Raw genomic sequence first — 20,683 nt, forward strand, 5'->3', positions numbered from 1 at the left:
CATAATTACAGATTGTTTTTTAAATTAAGATTTGAAAAATAGTTTAATAATGTGGCCGCGACGGCGCGGGAAAAAAATTTTGCCCCAGCGGCGGTGCCGCTGCCGAGCGGGGTGCGGCAACTTATCCACTATTCCTGTGGATAACCTTGTGCATTAGGTTTAGAAAACTGGGGGGAAGCCAGAGCCAGCGCGGTTTTCCCTTAACCCGCTCGGATTATCGTCCTTATGTTAATTTATTTAATTATCAATGAATTAATTAAAATCAAGGCGTGTCTAGATTTTGCCGTGCCGCGGGGAGCCCCCCTTGACAAGCGCATCGTTGACAGGATGACCCGGCGGGGGATGAAATGGGGATAAATGTCACTCTGCAGTGAAAATTGTGAAATGGATGTGAACGTGGCGGGCGTCGCCCGTGTGCGGGTATTTTAAGCTGGGTAAATATCCAGTAATATAGCCGGTTCACACAATAATCCGGCGCCGCGCGGTGCGGTTTTCTTCTGCCGGCGCATCGCCGCCGCGTAATGGGGTAGTGAGTCATGAGCAAAGCCTTCAAACTGCATTCCGCCTTTCAGCCCTCCGGCGATCAGCCAGAGGCTATCCGCCGTCTGGAGGAGGGGCTCGGGGATGGGCTGGCGCATCAGACCCTGCTGGGGGTGACCGGCTCGGGCAAGACGTTTACCATCGCCAACGTGATCGCCGATCTCAACCGGCCGACCATGGTGATGGCGCCCAACAAGACGCTGGCCGCCCAGCTGTACGGCGAGATGAAGCAGTTCTTCCCGGAGAATGCGGTGGAGTACTTTGTCTCCTACTACGACTACTACCAGCCGGAAGCCTATGTGCCCAGCTCGGATACCTTTATCGAAAAGGACGCGTCGGTCAACGAGCACATTGAACAGATGCGGCTGTCGGCCACTAAGGCGCTGCTGGAGCGGCGCGACGTGGTGGTGGTCGCCTCGGTTTCCGCGATTTACGGCCTGGGCGATCCCGATCTGTACCTGAAAATGATGCTGCACCTGACTCAGGGGATGCTGATCGATCAGCGCAGCATTCTGCGCCGCCTCTCCGAGCTGCAGTATGCCCGTAACGATCAGGCGTTTGCGCGCGGGAGCTTTCGGGTGCGCGGCGAGGTGATCGACATCTTCCCGGCGGAGGCCGACGACGAGGCGCTGCGGGTGGAGCTGTTTGATGACGAGGTGGAACGCCTGTCGCTGTTCGATCCCCTCACCGGACAGCTGCTGCGCACGGTGCCGCGCTTTACCGTCTACCCGAAGACCCACTATGTGACTCCGCGCGAACGCATCCTGCAGGCGATGGAGGAGATCCGCGCCGAGCTGGCGACGCGCCGCCAGTCGCTGCTGGCCAATAACAAGCTGCTGGAAGAGCAGCGTCTGGCCCAGCGTACCCAGTTCGATCTGGAGATGATGAACGAGCTGGGCTACTGCTCGGGAATCGAGAACTACTCCCGCTACCTCTCCGGGCGTGGGCCCGGAGAGCCGCCGCCGACCCTGTTTGACTACCTGCCGGCGGACGGCCTGCTGGTGATCGATGAGTCCCATGTCACCATCCCGCAGATCGGCGGGATGTACCGCGGCGACCGGGCGCGTAAAGAGACGCTGGTGGAGTATGGCTTCCGCCTGCCGTCGGCGCTGGATAACCGTCCGCTGCGCTTTGAGGAGTTCAAGGCGCTGGCGCCGCAGACCATCTATGTGTCGGCGACCCCGGGCAGCTACGAGCTGGAGAAGTCGGGCGGCGAGGTGATCGACCAGGTGGTGCGCCCGACGGGGCTGCTCGATCCGCTGATCGAGGTGCGCCCGGTGGCGACCCAGGTGGACGACCTGCTGTCGGAGATCAATCTGCGCGCCGCCATCGGCGAGCGGGTACTGGTGACCACCCTGACCAAGCGCATGGCCGAAGATTTGACCGAGTATCTGGAGGAGCACGGCGTGCGGGTGCGCTACCTGCACTCCGATATCGACACCGTCGAGCGGATGGAGATCATCCGCGATCTGCGCCTGGGCGAGTTTGACGCGCTGGTAGGGATCAACCTGCTGCGCGAGGGGCTGGATATGCCGGAGGTGTCGCTGGTGGCGATTTTGGACGCGGACAAGGAGGGCTTCCTGCGCTCGGAGCGCTCGCTGATTCAGACCATTGGCCGGGCGGCGCGTAACCTGAACGGCAAGGCGATCCTCTATGCCGACAAAATCACCCCGTCGATGGCGCGGGCGATCGGGGAGACGGAGCGTCGCCGCGAGCGCCAGCAGGCCTTTAACCTGGCGCACGGCATCACGCCGCAGGCGCTGAACAAGAAGGTCACGGATATCCTGCAGCTGGGCGACGCCCCGGCGCGCAGCCGGGCCAAAGGCGCGCGCGGACAGCGTGCGGCAGAGCCCCGCCCGGACTACCGCGATCTGTCGGCGAAGCAGATCGAGCAGCAGATCCAGCGTCTGGAGAGCCAGATGTACCAGCATGCCCAGAACCTGGAGTTTGAGCAGGCCGCCGCCCTGCGCGACGAGATCCACATCCTGCGCGAGCAGTTTAAGAATGCGCCCTAGAGGCGCAGCTTTTGCTTGCCCGGCGGCCCGTGTGCCGTTAGGGTAAGCCCCCCTTTTATGCCAAGCGGAAACACTATGAACCCATCACGCGATCCCCTGCACGGGGTAACCCTGGAAGCCCTGCTGACGGCGCTGGTCGCGCGCTACGGCTGGCCGGAGCTCGGCCGTCGCATCGCCATCAACTGCTTTCTGAGCGATCCCAGCATTAAATCCAGCCTGAAGTTTCTGCGCCGGACACCCTGGGCCCGCGCCAAGGTCGAGGCGCTGTATCTGGACTCCCTGTCGTCAGCGTCAGAGGCGCCCCCCGCGGATACCCCCTGGGACGGCTGGCGGCGGCGCGGCGACGGCGAGTGAATCCCCGTTGCGGACGGGCGGGGAACCCAGTACTCTCTGCGCCGGTCACGCACGACGTGCGGGGAGAGTCTGAGGATAACGCGATGCCGAACGTGAAACGGGTGCTGCTGGCGCCGATGGAAGGGGTGTTGGATGCCCTGGTGCGCGAGCTGCTCAGCGAGGTGAACGACTACGATCTGTGCATCACCGAGTTTGTGCGGGTGGTGGACAGGCTGCTGCCGGAAAGGGTGTTCTACCGCCTGTGTCCGGAGCTGCACCGCCGTAGTCAGACCCTGAGCGGCACGCCGGTGCGCATTCAGCTGCTGGGACAGTCGCCGCACTGGCTGGCGGAGAACGCCCTGCGCGCGGTGACGCTGGGTTCGCCGGGGGTGGACTTCAACTGCGGCTGCCCATCGAAGGCGGTCAACGGCAGCGGCGGCGGCGCCACGCTGTTAAAAGCTCCGGCGCTGATTTACGCCGGGGTGCAGGCGATGCGTCAGGCGATACCGGCGCACCTGCCGCTGACGGTGAAGGTGCGCCTGGGCTGGGCGTGCGACAGCCAGCGTTTTGAGATCGCCGATGCGGTGCAGCAGGGCGGGGCGACGGAGCTGGTGGTGCACGGTCGCACCAAAGAGGATGGCTACCGCGCCGATCGGATCAACTGGGCGGCGATCGGCGAGATCCGCCGCCGCCTGCGGATCCCGGTGATCGCCAACGGCGAGATCTGGGACTACGCCAGCGCCCAGGCCTGTCTGGCGCAGACCGGGTGCGATGCGCTGATGATCGGGCGCGGCGCGCTGAATATCCCCAACCTGAGCCGGGTTATCAAAGAGAACGCGCCGAAGATGCCGTGGCCGCAGGTGGTCTCGCTGCTGCGGCGCTACGCCCGGCTGGAGAAGCAAGGGGATACCGGGCTGTATCACGTGGCGCGCATCAAGCAGTGGCTGAGCTACCTGCGTAAGGAGTACCCCCAGGCCGACGTCCTGTTCCGTCAGGTTCGCCCGCTGATGGATAGCCGCGCGATCGCGGCGGCCATCGGCACGCTGGATCCCGCCCGATAGCGGGGTGGGGCCTCAGCTCGCCCTGCCCGCCTCTTTGTCCCGCGCCCCCAGGCGCGGTATCAGCCGAATATACATCAGCTCGCTCGCCAGTTCGACGATCGTCTGGGCCACTATCACGGCCGGCAGCAGCGGGGTCGCACCGGGGACGGCGAGCGCCAGCGGCAGCACCACCAGCGAGTTACGGGTGGCCGCGCTGAAGGCGAGCGCGCGCCCGGCCGGCGCCTCAAGGCGGCACAGCCGCGCCACCGCCCAGCCTATCAGCGGTGCGACGACCGCGAATATCAGGTAGAGCGGTATCACCGGCCAGACCCGCGAGATGGTGTCGCGGAGCGGCGGCAGGGTCGCGGCGACGACGATCCCCAGGACCAGGGCGGTGGCGGGCACCGGCAGCAGCGAGAGTCCTCCGGCAATGGCCTGCCCGCCGCGGCCGCGGCGGCATACCCGCTGGGTCAGCGCCGCCAAGCCCAGCGGCAGCACGATTAATCCGATAAACGCCTCAATGAACGGCGTCGGACGGATCACGTCTGCCGCCTGCTCGCCGAGAAACAGACGCAGATAGAGCGGGAGCAGCAGCGCTTGCGCCAGCAGCAGCAGCGGCGTCGCGGCGAGCAGCAGGCGCGCATCGGCGCGCCCGAGCTGGGCGAATGTCACCACATAGTCGATGCAGGGCGAGAGCAGCACCAGCAGTACGCCGAGCCGCAGCAGGGGATCGTGCGGCAGAAAGGGGAGCAGCAGGGCGACCAGCGCCGGAATCAACAGAAACTGGGTCAGGAACAGCGGCAGCAGAAAGCGCGGGTGGTGCAGGGCGCGCCGTAGCTCCGCGAGGGGCATCTGCAGGAAGGTGGCATACAGCATCAGCGCCAGCGCGGGGGTCATGGCGGCGCTGAGCCGTTCGCCGGCGGCGGGAACGCTATAGGCCAGCAGCGCGGCCAGCAGGATGACAGAAAAATAGAGGGTAATCTGGCGCTGCTCCAGCCAGTCGCGCATTGCGTTCATGATGTCGTGTTTCGTCGTTAAAGCGTCAGGGCAGGCATCATAACGGGAAAACGCGGGGCAAAACATACCGGGAACCGTAGGGATAAAGGGGGCGAGGACGATATGGGGAGCGGCCAACGGGGGATGGTCGGCGTTTCAATCAGTCCAGCGTGAGTACCGTTACCCACCTGCCCTGGATATTTACACTGTGCAGAATAGATAAATAGGCTGGCACCAGGTATGGCTCATGGCGTCTGGCGTCTGGCGTCTGGCGTCTGGCGTCTGGCGCCGGCCATTTTTGCGCTCGGAAGTCCCCGCTAATCGATGCGGTGCGCGGGTTTCCCGGCGCACCGCGGTAGGGGAGAGGTGCCCGCGTTAATGGCGCACCAGGCGGAAATCCACCAGGCGGTTGCCCAGCACCGCCAGCGCCAGTCCCAGCAGGATCAGCAGCAGACTATAGAGCTGGACAGGGCTGAGGCGATCGCCGTAGGTGAGCAGATCGGCTGCCAGCGCCACCAGCGGGATCAGCAGGGTAAAGGGCATCAGGTGCGTTGCCCGGTTGCGCAGCAGCAGTCGCCCCCAGATGGCGTAGGCCAGATGGGTGGCGATATAGGCCAGGTAGATCAGCGCCAGCAGCGCGCTGAAGTCCAGCGTGCGCAGGGCGGTCAGGGTCGCCTGCGCGCCGTTAAACAGCCAGGCGGCGAGGAAGAAGGGAATAATGGGCGCCAGCGCCGCCCAGGCGATCAGCGCCGGCAGAGAGCCCTGAATGCTGTCGCGGATGCGCAGGCGCTGAATCAGATTGCCCAGCGCCAGGCAGAGGGCCGCTCCCAGTGCGAGCAGGATGACCCCGCGCGACAGCGGCAGTCCCGTCAGGCCCGGATGCAGCAGCAGCGCCAGACCGGTGAGGACAAACAGCAGGGCGATAATTTGGCTGGTGCGGATGCGCTCGCCGAACAGCAGGGCGCCGAGCAGCAGGGTGAACAGCAGCTGTAGCTGTAGCAGCATCGCCGCCACGCCCGCGCTGAGGCCGCCCTGCAGGGCAAAAAAGAGGAAGGCGAACTGACCGAAGCCGATCAGCAGTCCATACAGGATCAGCGTATGGACGGGCAGCGCCGGACGCGGTAGCAGAAATACCGCCGGCAGCGCCAGCAGCAGGCAGCGTAGGCCGCCCAGCAGCAGCGGCGACAAATGCTGCAGCCCCGCCTGCATCACCACGAATCCCACGCCCCAGATCGCCACCACCAACAGCGCCAGCAGGGTATCTTTTAGCCCCATAGTCCACTCTCCGCGTTAGGTTATTATCCCGCCGCCGCCGCGCGGGCTGCGCCGGGCATTTTTTCCGGGTATCCCTCTGATAAAACAACTATAGTCAATGGCATCCTTTCGTGTGTTTTTTCGCGCCGTCGCGCGGTGATATTTCGCGCCGGCATCGCCGCGCGGCGATTCACATACGGAAACATTTTTATTTTTGCCGCCTTTCAAGCGAGCGATTAGGCTGTGTGCCGCACGCTCCGCCACGCGGCGCCGTCTGAGCGGACGGAGGGTGCTGAGGGGCGTAAACGCATGATGGGTATGACGTTTGGCTCCGTACTCCTGCCCGTGGACCGCTGTCGGTCATCAGTGCGGCGGGCTTCCCGGCGTATACCGGGTCCATTCCTTGTGAGATTAATGAAGAAACATGGCTGTTAAACTCCGTTATTCCCTGTTAAGTCTGTTGATTCTGGGCGGCAGTCTCAGCGCGCTGCCGGTCGCTCAGGCCCGCGAGCCGATCGCCGCCGCGCCGCGCGCGCCGCTGGCGCTGGCGTCGGGCAGTGCGATGGTGGTGGATATGAATAATCATCAGGTGATCTACGCCAGCCATCCCGATGTGCAGGTGCCGATCGCCTCGATAACCAAGCTGATGACGGCGATGGTGACGCTGGATGCGCACCCCAATCTGAATGAGATTATCGCGGTCGACATTCACCGTACCAAAGAGCTGAAGGGCGTGTTCTCCCGGGTTCGGGTGGGCAGCGAGCTGACCCGGCGTCAGATGCTGCTGCTGGCGCTGATGTCGTCGGAGAACCGCGCCGCCGCGACGCTGGCGCATCACTATCCCGGCGGCTACGATGCGTTTATCCGGGCGATGAACGCCAAGGCCCGGGCGCTGGGGATGACTCGTACGCATTACGTGGAGCCCACCGGACTGTCGCCGGACAACGTGTCGAGCGTCCGCGATCTGGTCAAACTGCTGCAGGCGGCGAAGGGCTATCCGCTGATCGGCGAGCTGAGCACCACGGAGACCAAGAGCGTCACCTTTGCTCATCCGACCTATACGGAAACCTTTAACAACACCAACCACCTGCTGCGCAACGACAAGTGGGATATCCAGATGACTAAGACCGGCTTTACCAACCAGGCGGGACACTGCCTGGCGATGCGGACGGTGATCGGCGGTCGTCCGATGGCGCTGGTGGTATTGGATGCCTTTGGCAAGTATACCCACTTCGCCGATGCCAATCGGCTGCGCGAATGGATGCTGACGGGGAAGTCCGCCCCGGTTCCGGCCGCGGCGCTGAGCTATAAGCAGCAGAAAAACCTGGGCCAGCGTCTGGCCGAAAACTGATGGGGACCGCCCCGTTAAGCGGGCGGCGGGTGGAATGCGCTCTGCGTGCGCCGGTCGGCGCACGACTTTTTGGCGGCGGCGGCTTATGATGAGCACGTTAATGTTATTGCAAGGATACTGACGGTGGCCGGCAGCAGTTTATTGACCCTGATTGATGATATCGCCTCACTGCTGGATGATGTGGCGTTGATGAGTAAGATGGCGGCGCGTAAGACCGCCGGCGTACTGGGTGACGATCTGGCGCTCAATGCGCAGCAGGTGAGCGGTGTCAACGCCGATCGTGAGCTGCCGGTAGTGTGGGCGGTGGCGCGCGGTTCCCTGCTGAACAAGGCGATCCTGGTGCCGCTGGCCCTGCTGATCAGCGCCCTGGCGCCCTGGCTGATTACGCCGCTGCTGATGCTGGGCGGCGCCTTTCTGTGCTACGAGGGGGCTGAGAAGCTGGCCCATCAGTGGCTGCAGCGCGGGCAGGCGCCGCAGCACGCCGAGCCGGCGCTGCCGGACGATATGCAGGCCTATGAGCGTGAGAAGGTGAAGGGGGCCATCCGCACCGACTTCATTCTCTCCGCCGAGATCGTAGCGATTACGCTGGGTACGGTCGCCAGCGCGGCGTTTGTGCAGCAGGTGCTGGTGCTGTGCGGCATCGCGCTGGTGATGACCCTGGGCGTGTATGGCCTGGTGGCGCTGATCGTGAAGCTGGATGACGCCGGGCTGTGGCTGAGCGCCCGCCCGGGGATTCTGGCGCGCGGCCTGGGACGGGGGCTGCTGAATGCCGCGCCCTGGCTGATGCGCCTGCTGTCGGTGGCCGGTACGGCCGCCATGTTTATGGTGGGGGGCGGCATCGTGGTTCACGGACTGCCCTGGCTGCATCACGGCATCGCGGCCCTGAGCCAGTCCGCCGTTGGGCTGCCCAGCGTTGGGATGCTGCTGGGCGGCATCGGGCCGTCGCTGCTGAATATGCTGTTCGGTATCCTGTTGGGGGCCTTTTGGTCTCGCTGCTCCTTGGCGCGCGGCGTCTGCTGCGTCGTTGACCACGGCGGGGCGCTGTCGCCGCCCCGTCCATCCTCTGGTTTTTCCTTCCTTTCCTTTTTCTGTGTTATTGCCGATATCTGATTGTTTTTATTTTCGCATCGCCGTGAAGGTATTTGAAAGGTATTGTCGATCTTTCTCCGATAGCGGGGCGTTTGGCGGCGTCAGCGCGTCGCGGACGGCGGATTTAACGCTTGCTTTCCGGGGGTAATCTTTGGATAAATAGCGGACAAAGCGTTATCTGGGATGAAAAGCACGCGTAATGTGACGGGTTGGGGCGTTTTCTCCCCTCCAGGCACGCCGTCGTTGTATGTTTTTACGCCGATCGCTTTTATTTGTTTTTTATTTCATTTTTTGCGTAACTTAACGAAGAAGATGGTTTTCGTTTGCTACCATGACAGTGTGCAGCCTGATGCGCAGAAACAGGGCATGACCGCCGCTGTGGCGGGAGATGCCGGGGTCTGTCTCTGTTCTCCGGCGTAGCGTGTGCCCGGCTGCGGGCGGCGCCGCGCCGCGGACAGGCTGTGAGCGGGATCATTTTGAAAGTCTTTGGCTGTTATTCGAAAGTTTGTGAAAGCAATCATGTTTTTCGGTTGTTTGTGTTGAAAGCAATCGTAATGTTATTAATCTTAGGTCGAGGCCTGTTGAAGTTCGCTTTAACCGGTTTCGTAAGGGGACAAAAGTGAAAGCGGCAGCAATCGAAAGGCGTATGGAAATCTTCAACGTGGTGACCGCCCAAGGGAAGGCACGCGTTGAGGAGTTGGCCGCACGGTTTAACGTCTCAAGCGTCACCATCCGCAGTGACCTGACTTTTCTGGAAGAGAACGGCTACATCGTGCGTTCGCACGGCGCGGCAATCCCCAATACCGGGGTGATCGCCGAACTGAGCGTCCACGAGAAGCGCCACCGCAACAGCGGTGTGAAGTCTCAGATAGGTCTGGCGGCGGCCAAGCTGATTAACAGCGGTGACGCGGTGATTCTGGATTCTGGTACGACGACCCGTGAGATTGCCGGGCACCTACGGGGCCTGGAGAACGTGGTGGTCATGACTAACGGTCTGGATGTCGCCGTGGAGCTCGTCTCCTCGCCGGGAGTGGAAGTGGTCTGCACCGGCGGGGTGTTACGTAAGAGCGCAATGTCTTTTTCAGGCTCGCAGGCCGAGGCCTGTTTGAAAAACTTCTGTTTCGACAAGGTTTTTCTCGGGGTGGATGGCTTCGATTTGCGGGCGGGTATCACCACACACAATGAGCAGGAAGCCAGTCTTAACCGCTTGATGTGTGAGATTTCCGATCAGGTGATCGCCGTTGCCGACTCGACCAAGTTCGGCAAGCGCGGCTACCACATGATCCGGGACTTCGCTGATATCGATATTCTGGTCACGGATTCCGGCATTCCCGACGAGTACGTCGAGCGTCTGCGGGAAGCGCACGTTGAAGTGATTATCGCTGAAAAAGAGAAGTGACGCGCTGACTCCACGGTAAACCGGCCCGTGTTTATTGTGGAGTATTTTGATGCATCAGTTAGAACAGCTCGTACAGCGTCACAAGGCCGGTGAGCCGGTCGGTATCTATTCAGTCTGCTCCGCCCATCCGCTGGTAATTGAGGCCGCGATGGAGCAGGCGCTGCAGGACGATTCGCTCCTGCTGATCGAAGCCACCTCCAACCAGGTGGATCAGTTTGGCGGCTACACCGGGATGACGCCGGCCGACTTTCGCGACTATGTCTGTTGCCAGGCTGATTTACTGCAGTTCCCGTTAGCCAACCTGATCCTGGGCGGCGACCATTTGGGCCCTAACCGCTGGCAGCACCTGCCGGCCGCCGAGGCGATGGCTCACGCCGACACCCTGATCGCCGCCTACGTGGCCGCCGGTTTCCAAAAAATCCACCTCGACTGCAGCATGTCCTGCGCCGACGATCCGCTGCCGCTGAGCGACGCCACGGTCGCCGAGCGCGCCGCGCGCCTGGCCGCCATCGCCGAGCGTACCGCGCGCGAACAGTTTGGCCGCAGCCAGCTGGTGTACGTTATCGGTACCGAAGTGCCGGTGCCGGGCGGCGCCAAAGAGCACATCGACACGCTGGAGGTCACCTCGCCGCAGGCGGCGCGCCAGACCATTGAGTGTCACCGCGCGGCCTTTGCCCACGCCGGGATCGCCGAGTGCTGGAACCGCGTCATCGGCCTGGTGGTACAGCCGGGCGTCGAGTTTGACCATACCGGGGTGATCGATTTTCGCCCGCAGCAGGCCCAGGCGCTCAGCCAGGTGCTGGAGGATTACCCGCACCAGGTGTTCGAGGCTCACTCCACCGACTACCAGACCGATCGCGCCTACCGCGAGCTGGTGGACAACCACTTTGCGATCCTGAAGGTTGGCCCGGCGCTGACCTTCGCCCTGCGCGAGGCGCTGTTCAGCCTGTGCCACATCGAAGAGGAGATGTATGGGCCGGAGCAGTGTTCCGGTCTGCGCCAGGCGATTGAAACGGCGATGCTGGAAGCCCCGCAGAACTGGCAAAAATACTACAGCGGCAGCGACGAACAGGTGCGTTTCGCCCGTCGCTACAGCTTCAGCGACCGTATTCGCTACTACTGGCCGACGCCGGCGGTGCAGGCGGCGCAGCAGACGCTGTTCCACAACCTGACCCAGGCGCCGATCCCTTATCCGCTGCTCAGCCAGTATCTGCCGCGCGAGTTCACCGCCGTACGCGAAGGCGCTCTGGCGCTGCAGCCTGAGGCGTTGGTCAAGGCGCACATCAAACAGATTTTATCCGGCTACGCGCAGGCCTGCCTGCGTAACTAATTAGGACGTGACTATGCAACACTATATGGGATATGACCTGGACGCGCTGCAGCGTCTCGGCGCGACATGGACGGCGAAAGAGATTGAGCAACAGCCGGTATGCTGGGAGAAGACCCAGCAGATCGTCAGCGGCATGCACACGGAGATCGAGACGTTTCTGCGCCGTGCGCTGGCCGCCGATAATGCGCGGGTGATCTTCACCGGCGCGGGCACCTCGGCCTTTGCCGGCCGCGCGCTGGTGCCGCTGCTGTCACGCCATGTGCCGCGCCGGATGGAGGCGATCGCCACCACCGATCTGGTCTCCTGCCCGCAGCAGTATCTGAGCGAAGATGTTCCGACCCTGCTGGTTTCATTTGCCCGCTCTGGCAACAGCCCGGAGAGCGTCGCGGCGCTGCAGGTGGCCTCCGAGTGCCTGACCCAGTGCTGCCATCTGGTGCTGACCTGTAATCCGGACGGTCATCTGTATCGTTTCTGCCAGAACAGCCCAGACGCGCTGGCGGTGCTGACGCCGCCGGAGACCAACGATCAGTCGCTGGCGATGACCTCCAGCTTCTCTTCCATGATGATGGCGGCAGTTACGATTTTTGCCGGTCTTGATAAATATTCGAAAGATATCGAAGAATTTTGTAAAAAAAGTGCGGATTGGTTCAAACAAATAAACCGCCAATTTGTAGATAATATCCGGGCCGGGCAGTATCAGCGCGTTATCTATCTGGGTAGCGGAGGATTACAAGGATTGGCTCAGGAGTCGGCACTGAAGGTGCTGGAATTAACCTCAGGAAGAATTGCTGCGATGTTCGATTCCCCGTTGGGATTCCGTCATGGCCCTAAAGCAATAGTTAACAACGAAACATTAATCTTCGTTTTTATTTCTAACAATCCTTATACGCGTAAGTACGATCTCGACCTGCTGAAAGAGCTTCGTAGCGATAATGTTGCACGCGAAATTATTGCTGTATCCGCCTATGAAGATAATACGGTAACTGCCGGTCGGCATATTATTGTGCCGGGCGTAGCGCAAAGCGATGACATTGGACTGTTATTTGCGTATTTGATGTTGGCACAGGCATTTGCATTCCATAATTCAATCGCCGTTGGCAATTCACCGGATAACCCATCTCCGACTGGGGAAATTAACCGGGTTGTTCAGGGCGTAACTATTTACGGTTTTGAAAAATCACTCGAAGGGAAAATTTATGAATCAGCCTAATATTGTCTGGACTCGTATCGACGAACGTTTACTGCATGGGCAGATCCGCATTACCTGGGGTAAACATACGGAGGCCAACCTGATTCTGGTGGCTAACGATGACGCGGCCGAAGGCGATAGCGCGGCATTTATGCAGGCGGGGATGAAAGCCTCTGCCGGCGGTGAATATGATGTGCGCTTCTTTACCATTCAAAAAACCATCGATGTGATTCACAAAGCCGCCGCGCGCCAGAAAATTTTTATTCTGTGTAATAACCCGCGCGATGTCGCACGCCTGGTTGAGGGCGGCGTGCCGATTACCCATTGTAATATCGGTAATATGCATTTCCATGAGGGTAAGCGCCAAATCGCGAAGACGGTATCGGTTGATGACAGCGATCTGGACGCCTTCCGTCGCATGATCAATCTGGGGGTTTCCTGCACCGTGCAGAATACGCCAGATCAGTCACCGGTTGATATTCTGACACTGGCTAAAAGCGCCTAATTCAGCGGGGGGATTATTCCCCCGCTGTAACACTCCGTCTAAGGAATATATTTATGGTCTTCGAAGCTACCCTGGTTGCCATCTGGGCATTCTTATGTGGTATCGATAAGTACGACGTTGCATTAAATATTCACCGTCCATTAATTACTGGCCCGGTGGTCGGTTTAATCATGGGGAATATGGAAATCGGGCTGATCGCCGGCGCCACCCTGGAGCTGGCCTGGCTGGGTCTGGTGCCGAACGCCGGGGCGCAGCCGCCGGATGTGACCATGGGTACCATCGCCGCCGTCGCCTTCGCCGTGATGACCGGCCAATCCCCGGAGGTGGCCATGGGGGTCGGCATGCCGATCGCGGTCTTGATGCAGATGATCGTCATCGGCTTCTTTGCGCTGACCGCGTTCACCATGGGTAAAGCGGACGAGTGCGCTGAACAGGCCGATGCCGGCGGCATTTCCCGCCTACTGATAGGCACCATCATCACCCGCTCGATGCTGTACTTCGTGATCGCCTTTGCCACGGTCTACTTCGGTGAGCACGCCGCCGAGTGGATCGATCAGAACACGCCGAAGGCGCTGCTGGAAGGGCTGGGCATCGGTGCCAAGATGGTTCCGGCTATCGGCTTCGCCATGCTGCTGAAAATCATGTGGTCCAAAGAGATGGCCGGGGTGTTCTTTATCGGCTTCGTCATGACCACCTACCTGAAGCTGCCGATCATGGCCGTGGCGATCCTCGGCGCTTCCATCGCGGTGCTGTACTACTTCTTCAGCGGTAATAAGACCAATTCACAGCAGCAGGTTAAAGAGGAATTCGAAGATGGCATCTGAAGTCATTATCTCCCCGGCGCAGGATGAAAAGCGTAAGGCCGCAAGCCTGGTCGACAACGTTGATGCCTATCAGGATGGCGAGGTCCGCAAGGTTATCACCAAGAAGGATCTGTGGAAGTGCGCGTTCCGCGGCCTGTTCATGGAAGGCAACTTTAACTTCGAACGTATGCAGGGCGGCGGCTTTGCCTACTCGATGATCCCGGCGCTGAAGAAGATCCACGGCAATAACCGGGCGGATCTGGCCAAGTCGCTGAAGAACCATCTGCAGTTCTTTAACGCCAGTCCTAAGCTGTTCACCTTCCTGCTGGGCACCGCCATTGCGATGGAGGAGAACAAAGAGAAGCCGTCGACCATCAACGTGATGAAGGTGGCGGGCATGGGACCGACCGGTGGGATCGGCGACGCCATTGACCACATGACGCTGATGCCGCTGACCCTGGCGCTGGGTGCCTCCATCGCCATCGACGGCTCCATCGCCGGTCCGTTCGTGTTCTTCATCCTGTATCAGATCGTGCATTTCCTGGTCTACTTTGGCCTGATGTTCATGGGCTACCGCGCCGGTACGGCGGCGATGGTCAGCATGAGCGACGCGACGGAGAAGCTGGCGCGCGCCGCCAATATCATGGGTATCTTCGTCATCGGTGCGCTGTGCGCCACCTTTATACGGTTCAGTACCACGGCGTCGATAGAGCTGGGGGGCAAGACGGTGGATCTGCAGAGCGCCCTGTTCGACAAGATCATGCCGAACATGCTGCCGCTGCTGCTGGTGTTCTTTATGTTCCGCATGGTGAAGGGGACCGGCTTCTGGGCTAAGCCACCGGTGCTGATCTTCTCCACGCTGGCGGCCGGCGTTGTCGGTCATCTGCTGGGCATCCTGTAACCACTTCGCCCCGCCGCGGCCTGATGCCGGGCGGGGCGTTTCCGATGAGTAAGCTGTAAGGGTAATACGATGATTGGTCTTGTCATTTCCGGGCACATCCATTTTGCAACTGGCATGGCCTCCGCCGTGCACGCCATCGCCGGCGATCAGCCGCAGATGCGCTTTATCGATTTTGTGGAATCCATGTCGACCGACGATCTGGAGGAGGCGCTGCGCCAGGCGGCCGATGAGGTCGACGACGGGGAGGGGGTGCTGTTCCTGACCGACCTGCCGGGGGGCTCGCCGTGCAACCGCGCGCTGAACGTGCTGATGCGCCGCGAGGGCGTTGAAGTGCTAGCCGGGGTCAACCTACCGATGATCGCCAACGCCGCCTTTGAGCGCGACGGTGCGACGCTGGCGGAGCTGGTGGCCGTTCTGCAGGAGATTGGCGCCAGCAGCGTACAGAACATGCGCCAGACGCTGGAGGCCGCGATGGCCCCGGCCGAGTGTGAAGCCAGCGACGGACTGTAAACCATGTTAACCGCCTACCTGGCCGACAGCGTATTTACCCCTCGGGGGATTGAGCGGGACGTCGCCGTGCTGGTTGACGACGGCGTGATCACCGGCGTCGGTCAGCCGATACCGCCGGGCGCCCGGCGGGTACACCTGCCCGGTCACAGCCTGTGGCCGGGGCTTATCGATATACACATTCACGGCCGCGCCGGCGCCGACGTGATGGATGCGACGCCGCAGGCGCTGCAGACCATCGCCGATGCGCTGCCGCAGACCGGCGTGGTGGCCTGGGTCGGCACCACGGTCAGCGCTCCGCAGCAGGATGTCTGCCGGGCGCTGCGGCAGGTCGGCGCGTTTATCGCCGCCGGTCAAGCGCAGGGTGCCCGCCTGCTGGGCAGCTTTCTGGAAGGGCCGCACTTTACCGCCCCCTTCCGGGGATCGCACCCGGAGGCGTTTCTGCGCGCCCCCGAGGGCGCGGCGCTGGAGGCCCTGTGGCAGGCCAGCGCGGGCACGTTGCTGCGCGCGGCGCTGGCGCCGGAGTCTGCGGCGGCGATGCAGGCGATCGCCTGGTGGCGGGCGCGCGGCGTCAAGGTCGGCGTGGCCCATACCGCGGCCAGTTTTGCCCAGGTCGAAGAGGCCCATGCGCTGGGCGCCGACTGCGGCGTGCACCTGTATAACGGCATGTCTGGCCTGCACCACCGGGAGCCGGGCTGCTGCGGCGCGGTGCTGTATCTGGATATGCTGGCGGAGCTGATCGCCGACGGGATCCACGTTAACCCGGTGATGCTGAATCTGGCCTACCGGATGAAGGGCTACCGCCACATTGCGCTGATCACCGACTGCATGCGTGCCGGTGGACTGGGCGAGGGGCGCTATCGCCTGGGTGCCCAGGAGATCACGGTGCACCGCGGCGAGGCGCGTACCGACGACGGCTCGCTGGCGGGCAGCACCTGTAGCCTGGATCAGGCGGTGCGTAACATGGTCACCCTGGCCGGCGTTCCGGCCTGGGAGGCGGTGCAGATGGCGTCGGCGGTGCCGGCAGCCTATCTCGGCCTACAGGATAGCCTGGGCGCGATCCGCCCCGGCGCGACCGCCAGCTTTACGGCGGTGGATCCGGCCATGACGGTGGCGGAGACCTACATTAACGGCGAGTGCGCCTATCGACGCCCGGCCTGAGCGCCGGCGGGCGGCGTCGCTTGCCCCGACACAACCAGACGCGGCCATGCCAACCATGACCGCGGTAAACCGAAGGCCCGCGGGGGAGTCATCGCCAGCGCGGAGATGAGCGGGCCCAGCGAGGATAATGCAATGACTGCGATAACACGTGAAGAGATTCTGCGCGACATGCTGCGGGTGTACCGCTATCAGGCGGCCAACCAGACACGCAGTGTGATACGCCGCAGCGGCAAGACGCGCTTCATCAAGGATACCGATTGGGAACGCGGCGTATTTTGGTCCTGCGTCGCCGCCGCCTGGCAGGCCACCGGCGATACGGCCTATCTGGACGGGGTGATGAACTACACCCTGCATACCGGCTTCCGCACCGGCCCTAACGCCCGCTTCGCCGATGATATGGTGTGCTGTCAGGCCTACCTGGATGTCTATCCCCTGGTGAATCAGCCAGAGGCGCTGGAGCCGACCATCAAGTCCCTGGGCGTGATGGTGGATGAGCCGCGCCCGGGGCGCGAGGACTGGTGGTGGTGCGACGCGCTGTTCATGGCGCCGCCGGCCTTTGCCGCCCTCAGCGCGCGCACCGGCGATAGCCGCTATGCCGACTATATGGACGTCGCCTTCTGGGATGCGGTCGAGCATCTGTTCGATGCGCAGAGCGGGCTGTTTTACCGCGACTACCGCTATATTCCCGACGGCAAGGGCGGCGAACTGCGCGAAGAGAACGGCGAGAAGGTCTTCTGGAGCCGCGGCAACGGCTGGGTGCTGGCCGCGGTGCCGCGTATCCTGGCGCACCTGCCGGCCGATCACCCAAGCCGCCCACGCTATCTGGCGATGTTCAGCGCCCTGGCGGCGACGGTGAGCGACTATCAGCAGGCGGACGGCTTCTGGCGCACCAGCATGCGCGATCCCGAGCGCTTCCCGGCGCCAGAGAGCAGCGCCACCGCGCTGTTCTGCTACGGCGTGGCCTGGGGGATCCAGCAGGGGATACTGGATCGCGCACGCTATCTGCCGATGGTTGAGCGCGCCTGGTCGGCGCTGCGCGGCTGCATTCATGACAACGGTATGCTGGGCTGGGTACAGCTGCCGGCGTTCAACCCGCGCGACGTGAGCGCGGAGCACAATATTGACTACGGCGCGGGCGCCTATCTGCTGGCGGGCAGCGCGATGCTGGCGCTGTATGCCTGATCCGCAGCGCTGAATCTACGGCCCGGCGTAGTGCCGGGCTTTTCTTTCATTGATTTTCATCGGTTAATGAATCGGCACGTGATTGCCTCTTTGGTTACGTATCTCTGTTTAATATCTTTCGTTTTTTTTCGGTATTGTGATTTTACGCATCACTTATTTTCCTTGTATTCCGTAAAATAAGAAACATCGTTTTAAATAAGAGTCTCTCCCATGTCGCGTTCTCCGTCACAGCAAGCCCACTTCCATATGATGGCCAAGCCGGCGAGCTATCGCTGCAATCTGCGCTGCAGCTACTGCTTCTATCTGGAAAAAGAGGAGGTGGTGCCGCAGCAGGCCGGCGCGCGCTCGGCGGAAACCATGAGCGACGCGACGCTGCGACGCTACGTGCGTGACTATATTCAGTCCCACGCGGGGGAGCAGGTGGACTTTGCCTGGCAGGGCGGCGAGCCGATGCTGGCCGGCCTGCCGTTTTATCAGCGGGCGGTGGAGTATCAGAAGAAGTATGCCGGCGGCAAGACCATCACCAATAGCTTTCAGACCAATGGGATCGCCATCAACGGCCAGTGGGCCGACTTCTTTGCCGAGAACGGGTTTCTGATCGGCGTCTCGGTGGATGGGCTGGCAGCCGTGCACAACCGCTACCGTATCGCCGCGCAGGGGCAGCCCACGTTTGATCGCGTCTGCCGCGCCATCGATACGCTGCGCAGCCATCAGGTCGAGTTCAATACCCTGACGGTGGTGAACGATCAGAACTGGGATAAGGGGCGTCAGACCTATGAGGCGCTCAAGGCGCTGGGCTCGACCTTTATGCAGTTTATTCCGCTGGTGGAGGTCGATGCGTCCATCGGCTGCGGCCATGGTCACCACTATTCACCGCCGGCCTCGCCGCAGATGGCGCCCTTTAGCGTCCCGGCCCACGGCTACGGCGCGTTTATGGCCGATGTCTTCGATGCCTGGGTGGCGCATGACGTTGGGCGCTACTACGTGCGTGAGTTCGACAGCCTGCTCGGGGTATGGATGGGCTATCCGGCCTCGACCTGCGTTCAGTCGGCCACCTGCGGCCAGGCGCTGATCATTGAAGCCAGCGGCGACGTCTACAGCTGCGACCACTTCGTCTACCCGGCCAACCGCCTGGGCAACGTTGCCGATACCTCGCTGGCGACGCTGGCGACGTCGGCGCGCCAGCAGCGCTTTGGCCAGGCTAAGCAGGATAAGTTGACGACGCGCTGCCAGCAGTGTCCGGTGCGTCAGCTGTGTCAGGGGGGCTGTCCCAAACACCGCATGATGGGGCTACCCGACGAGCGCCACCGGCACAACTACCTGTGCCCCTCCTACTTGCACTTTTTTACTCATACCGCCCAGGCGATGCAGATGATGCAGGCGGTGATCCGACACGGGGGGGTGGCGGCGGATGTGATGCCTTTACTTAAGCATGCATAACAACGGAGTTGGCAATGACGTTTTTCAGTAGCAAGAAGAAGCAGTTGGCAGGGCTGGTGGCCGCTGCCTGTTTGTGCGGTGCCTCGTCAGCGTCAGCGTCGGCGGTGCCGGCCGCCGCCGCTGCGACCGACAGCCGCCCCAATGTCCTGCTGGTGATTATGGACGATCTGGGCACCGGTCAGCTGGACTTTGCGCTGGATGCGCTGGATACCCAGGCGCTGGGCAAACGTCCGGTGGCCGCGCGCTACCAGGGCGATCTGGACAAGATGATCGATGCGGCGCGCCGGGCGATGCCCAACGTGGCCCAGCTGGCGAATCAGGGCGTGAAAATGACCAACGCCTTTGTCGCCCATCCGGTGTGCGGCCCGTCGCGCGCCGGTATCTTCACCGGGCGCTATCCGGCCAGCTTCGGCACCTACAGCAACGACGATGCCATGCTCGGCGTTCCGCTGGACATCACGCTGCTGCCGGCGCTGTTCCAGGAAAACGGCTACGCCACCGCCAATATCGGCAAGTGGCACAACGCCCGCATCGATAAGAAGAACTTTGTCGATAAGGCCGATCAGACCCGCGACTATCACGACAACATGATCTCCGTCAGCGCGCCGGGCTATGGCCCGGAGTCGCGCGGCTTCGATTACTCCTACAGCTACTACGCCTCCGGCGCGGCGCTGTGGAACTCGCCGGCGATTTGGCAGAATGGCAAGAATATTGCCGCGCCGGGCTACCTGACCCATAACCTGACCAACGAGACGCTGAAGTTTCTCGACGATCATCAGGGCAAGCCCTTCTTCATCAGCCTGGCCTACAGCGTTCCCCATATTCCGCTGGAGCAGGCCTCACCGGCCCGCTATATGGATAAATTCCATACCGGCAACGCCGAGGCGGACAAGTATTTCGCCGCCGTCAACGCCGCCGACGAGGGCATTGGGCAGATTATCGAACGCCTGAAGGCGCTGGGGGAGCTGGATAACACCCTGATCTTCTTCATCTCCGATAACGGAGCGGTGCACGAGTCGCCGATGCCACTCAACGGCATGGATCGCGGCTTCAAGGGGCAGATGTTCAACGGCGGTGTGCACGTGCCGTTCGTCGCCTACTGGCCGAAGCATATCCCCGCCGGCACCCAGAGCAACGTGATGGTCAGCGCCATCGACATTCTGCCCACGGCGCTGAAGGCCGCCGGGATCACCATTCCCGATGCCATGAAGGTGGACGGACGCGACATCCTACCGCAGCTGAGCGGTAAGGCGCAGACGTCACCGCACCGCTACCTGTTCTGGGCGGGGCCGGGCGCCAAGCACTACAGCGAGGAGAACCAGCCGTTCTGGTTCGACTACTGGAAGTGGATCACCTATGAGGCGCCGATGCCGCCGAAGAATCCCAACCTGGAGAAGCTCTCGCCCTCCTCCTGGGCGGTACGCGACGGGGAGTGGACGCTCTACTTCTATGACGACGGCAGCAATCGGGTGCAGCTGTTCAACGATCGCCTCGACCCGGCGGAGTCCCAGGATCTGGCAGCCAAGTATCCGCAGCGGGTGGCCGAGATGAAGGCGGCCTACCACGACTGGATCAAGACCAAGCCCAAGCCGGTCGCCTGGGGACAGGATCGCTACCATATTCTGGAGCAGTCGGCCCGCAGCTGAGG

At 62.1% G+C, this 20,683-nt stretch carries 19 protein-coding genes; 17 read left to right on the top strand and 2 right to left on the bottom strand.

What is annotated here, in order from left to right:
- Positions 1–536 precede the first annotated feature (536 nt).
- From uvrB to dusC, 3 genes are all read left to right on the top strand, one after another.
- Positions 537–2,555: an excinuclease ABC subunit UvrB gene (gene uvrB, locus QY76_RS07815; RefSeq protein ID WP_045424094.1), complete on the top strand. Its 2,019-nt coding sequence runs from the start codon at positions 537–539 to the stop codon at positions 2,553–2,555.
- Positions 2,556–2,630: 75 nt separating this feature from the next.
- Entirely contained in the window at positions 2,631–2,909 is a 279-nt protein-coding gene (locus QY76_RS07820; protein ID WP_034164246.1) for a VF530 family DNA-binding protein, read from the top strand.
- Positions 2,910–2,992: 83 nt separating this feature from the next.
- A complete protein-coding gene (dusC, locus tag QY76_RS07825; RefSeq protein ID WP_049648780.1) occupies positions 2,993–3,949 on the top strand; it encodes a tRNA dihydrouridine(16) synthase DusC in 957 nt (318 codons plus the stop codon).
- Positions 3,950–3,961: 12 nt separating this feature from the next.
- On the opposite strand, the gene QY76_RS07830 is transcribed toward dusC, so the two are convergent.
- The gene (locus QY76_RS07830; protein WP_045424102.1) at positions 3,962–4,936 is read right to left on the bottom strand and encodes an arsenic resistance protein; all 975 of its coding nucleotides are present in this window, start codon (positions 4,934–4,936) and stop codon (positions 3,962–3,964) included.
- Positions 4,937–5,299: 363 nt separating this feature from the next.
- Complete coding sequence (locus QY76_RS07835; RefSeq protein WP_034164249.1) at positions 5,300–6,199, bottom strand: EamA family transporter; 900 nt, start codon at positions 6,197–6,199, stop codon at positions 5,300–5,302.
- 403 nt (positions 6,200–6,602) lie between these two features.
- On the opposite strand from QY76_RS07835, the gene pbpG reads away from it, so the two are divergent.
- From pbpG to QY76_RS07900, 14 genes are all read left to right on the top strand, one after another.
- A complete protein-coding gene (pbpG, locus tag QY76_RS07840) occupies positions 6,603–7,529 on the top strand; it encodes a D-alanyl-D-alanine endopeptidase (protein WP_045424106.1) in 927 nt (308 codons plus the stop codon).
- A gap of 123 nt (positions 7,530–7,652) precedes the next feature.
- Positions 7,653–8,639 carry a DUF808 domain-containing protein gene (locus QY76_RS07845; protein WP_235439462.1) on the top strand — a complete coding sequence of 329 codons (987 nt, stop codon included), beginning with the start codon at positions 7,653–7,655 and terminating at the stop codon, positions 8,637–8,639.
- A gap of 162 nt (positions 8,640–8,801) precedes the next feature.
- Positions 8,802–9,038 (top strand): hypothetical protein, encoded by a 237-nt coding sequence (locus QY76_RS18695; RefSeq protein ID WP_144418100.1) that lies wholly within the window; start codon positions 8,802–8,804, stop codon positions 9,036–9,038.
- Positions 9,039–9,237: 199 nt separating this feature from the next.
- Positions 9,238–10,017, top strand: a complete 780-nt coding sequence (gene agaR, locus QY76_RS07850) for a transcriptional repressor AgaR (protein WP_255640309.1) — start codon at positions 9,238–9,240, stop codon at positions 10,015–10,017.
- Between the two features lie 49 nt (positions 10,018–10,066).
- A complete protein-coding gene (kbaZ, locus tag QY76_RS07855) occupies positions 10,067–11,347 on the top strand; it encodes a tagatose-bisphosphate aldolase subunit KbaZ (protein WP_034164252.1) in 1,281 nt (426 codons plus the stop codon).
- Between the two features lie 13 nt (positions 11,348–11,360).
- Positions 11,361–12,557 carry an SIS domain-containing protein gene (locus QY76_RS07860; RefSeq protein WP_034164253.1) on the top strand — a complete coding sequence of 399 codons (1,197 nt, stop codon included), beginning with the start codon at positions 11,361–11,363 and terminating at the stop codon, positions 12,555–12,557.
- The gene (gene agaV, locus QY76_RS07865; protein WP_034164254.1) at positions 12,544–13,041 is read left to right on the top strand and encodes a PTS N-acetylgalactosamine transporter subunit IIB; all 498 of its coding nucleotides are present in this window, start codon (positions 12,544–12,546) and stop codon (positions 13,039–13,041) included. Before QY76_RS07860 ends, agaV begins: the two co-directional genes overlap by 14 nt.
- 53 nt (positions 13,042–13,094) lie before the next feature.
- On the top strand, positions 13,095–13,865 hold the full coding sequence (agaW, locus tag QY76_RS07870) for a PTS N-acetylgalactosamine transporter subunit IIC (RefSeq protein ID WP_012849361.1): 771 nt from the start codon (positions 13,095–13,097) through the stop codon (positions 13,863–13,865).
- Complete coding sequence (locus QY76_RS07875) at positions 13,855–14,745, top strand: PTS system mannose/fructose/sorbose family transporter subunit IID (RefSeq protein WP_034164255.1); 891 nt, start codon at positions 13,855–13,857, stop codon at positions 14,743–14,745. Before agaW ends, QY76_RS07875 begins: the two co-directional genes overlap by 11 nt.
- A gap of 69 nt (positions 14,746–14,814) precedes the next feature.
- The gene (gene agaF / locus QY76_RS07880) at positions 14,815–15,255 is read left to right on the top strand and encodes a PTS galactosamine/N-acetylgalactosamine transporter subunit IIA (protein WP_034164256.1); all 441 of its coding nucleotides are present in this window, start codon (positions 14,815–14,817) and stop codon (positions 15,253–15,255) included.
- Positions 15,256–15,258: 3 nt separating this feature from the next.
- The gene (gene nagA / locus QY76_RS07885; protein WP_034164257.1) at positions 15,259–16,413 is read left to right on the top strand and encodes an N-acetylglucosamine-6-phosphate deacetylase; all 1,155 of its coding nucleotides are present in this window, start codon (positions 15,259–15,261) and stop codon (positions 16,411–16,413) included.
- 132 nt (positions 16,414–16,545) lie between these two features.
- Positions 16,546–17,595: a glycoside hydrolase family 105 protein gene (locus QY76_RS07890; RefSeq protein WP_034164277.1), complete on the top strand. Its 1,050-nt coding sequence runs from the start codon at positions 16,546–16,548 to the stop codon at positions 17,593–17,595.
- Positions 17,596–17,805: 210 nt separating this feature from the next.
- Positions 17,806–19,035, top strand: a complete 1,230-nt coding sequence (locus tag QY76_RS07895) for an anaerobic sulfatase maturase (protein ID WP_045424110.1) — start codon at positions 17,806–17,808, stop codon at positions 19,033–19,035.
- A 14-nt stretch (positions 19,036–19,049) separates the two neighbouring features.
- Positions 19,050–20,681 (top strand): sulfatase, encoded by a 1,632-nt coding sequence (locus tag QY76_RS07900; protein ID WP_045424112.1) that lies wholly within the window; start codon positions 19,050–19,052, stop codon positions 20,679–20,681.
- Positions 20,682–20,683: the final 2 nt, after the last annotated feature.

This window comes from Edwardsiella sp. EA181011 (assembly GCF_000800725.1).
GTDB classification, from domain to species: domain Bacteria; phylum Pseudomonadota; class Gammaproteobacteria; order Enterobacterales; family Enterobacteriaceae; genus Edwardsiella; species Edwardsiella anguillarum.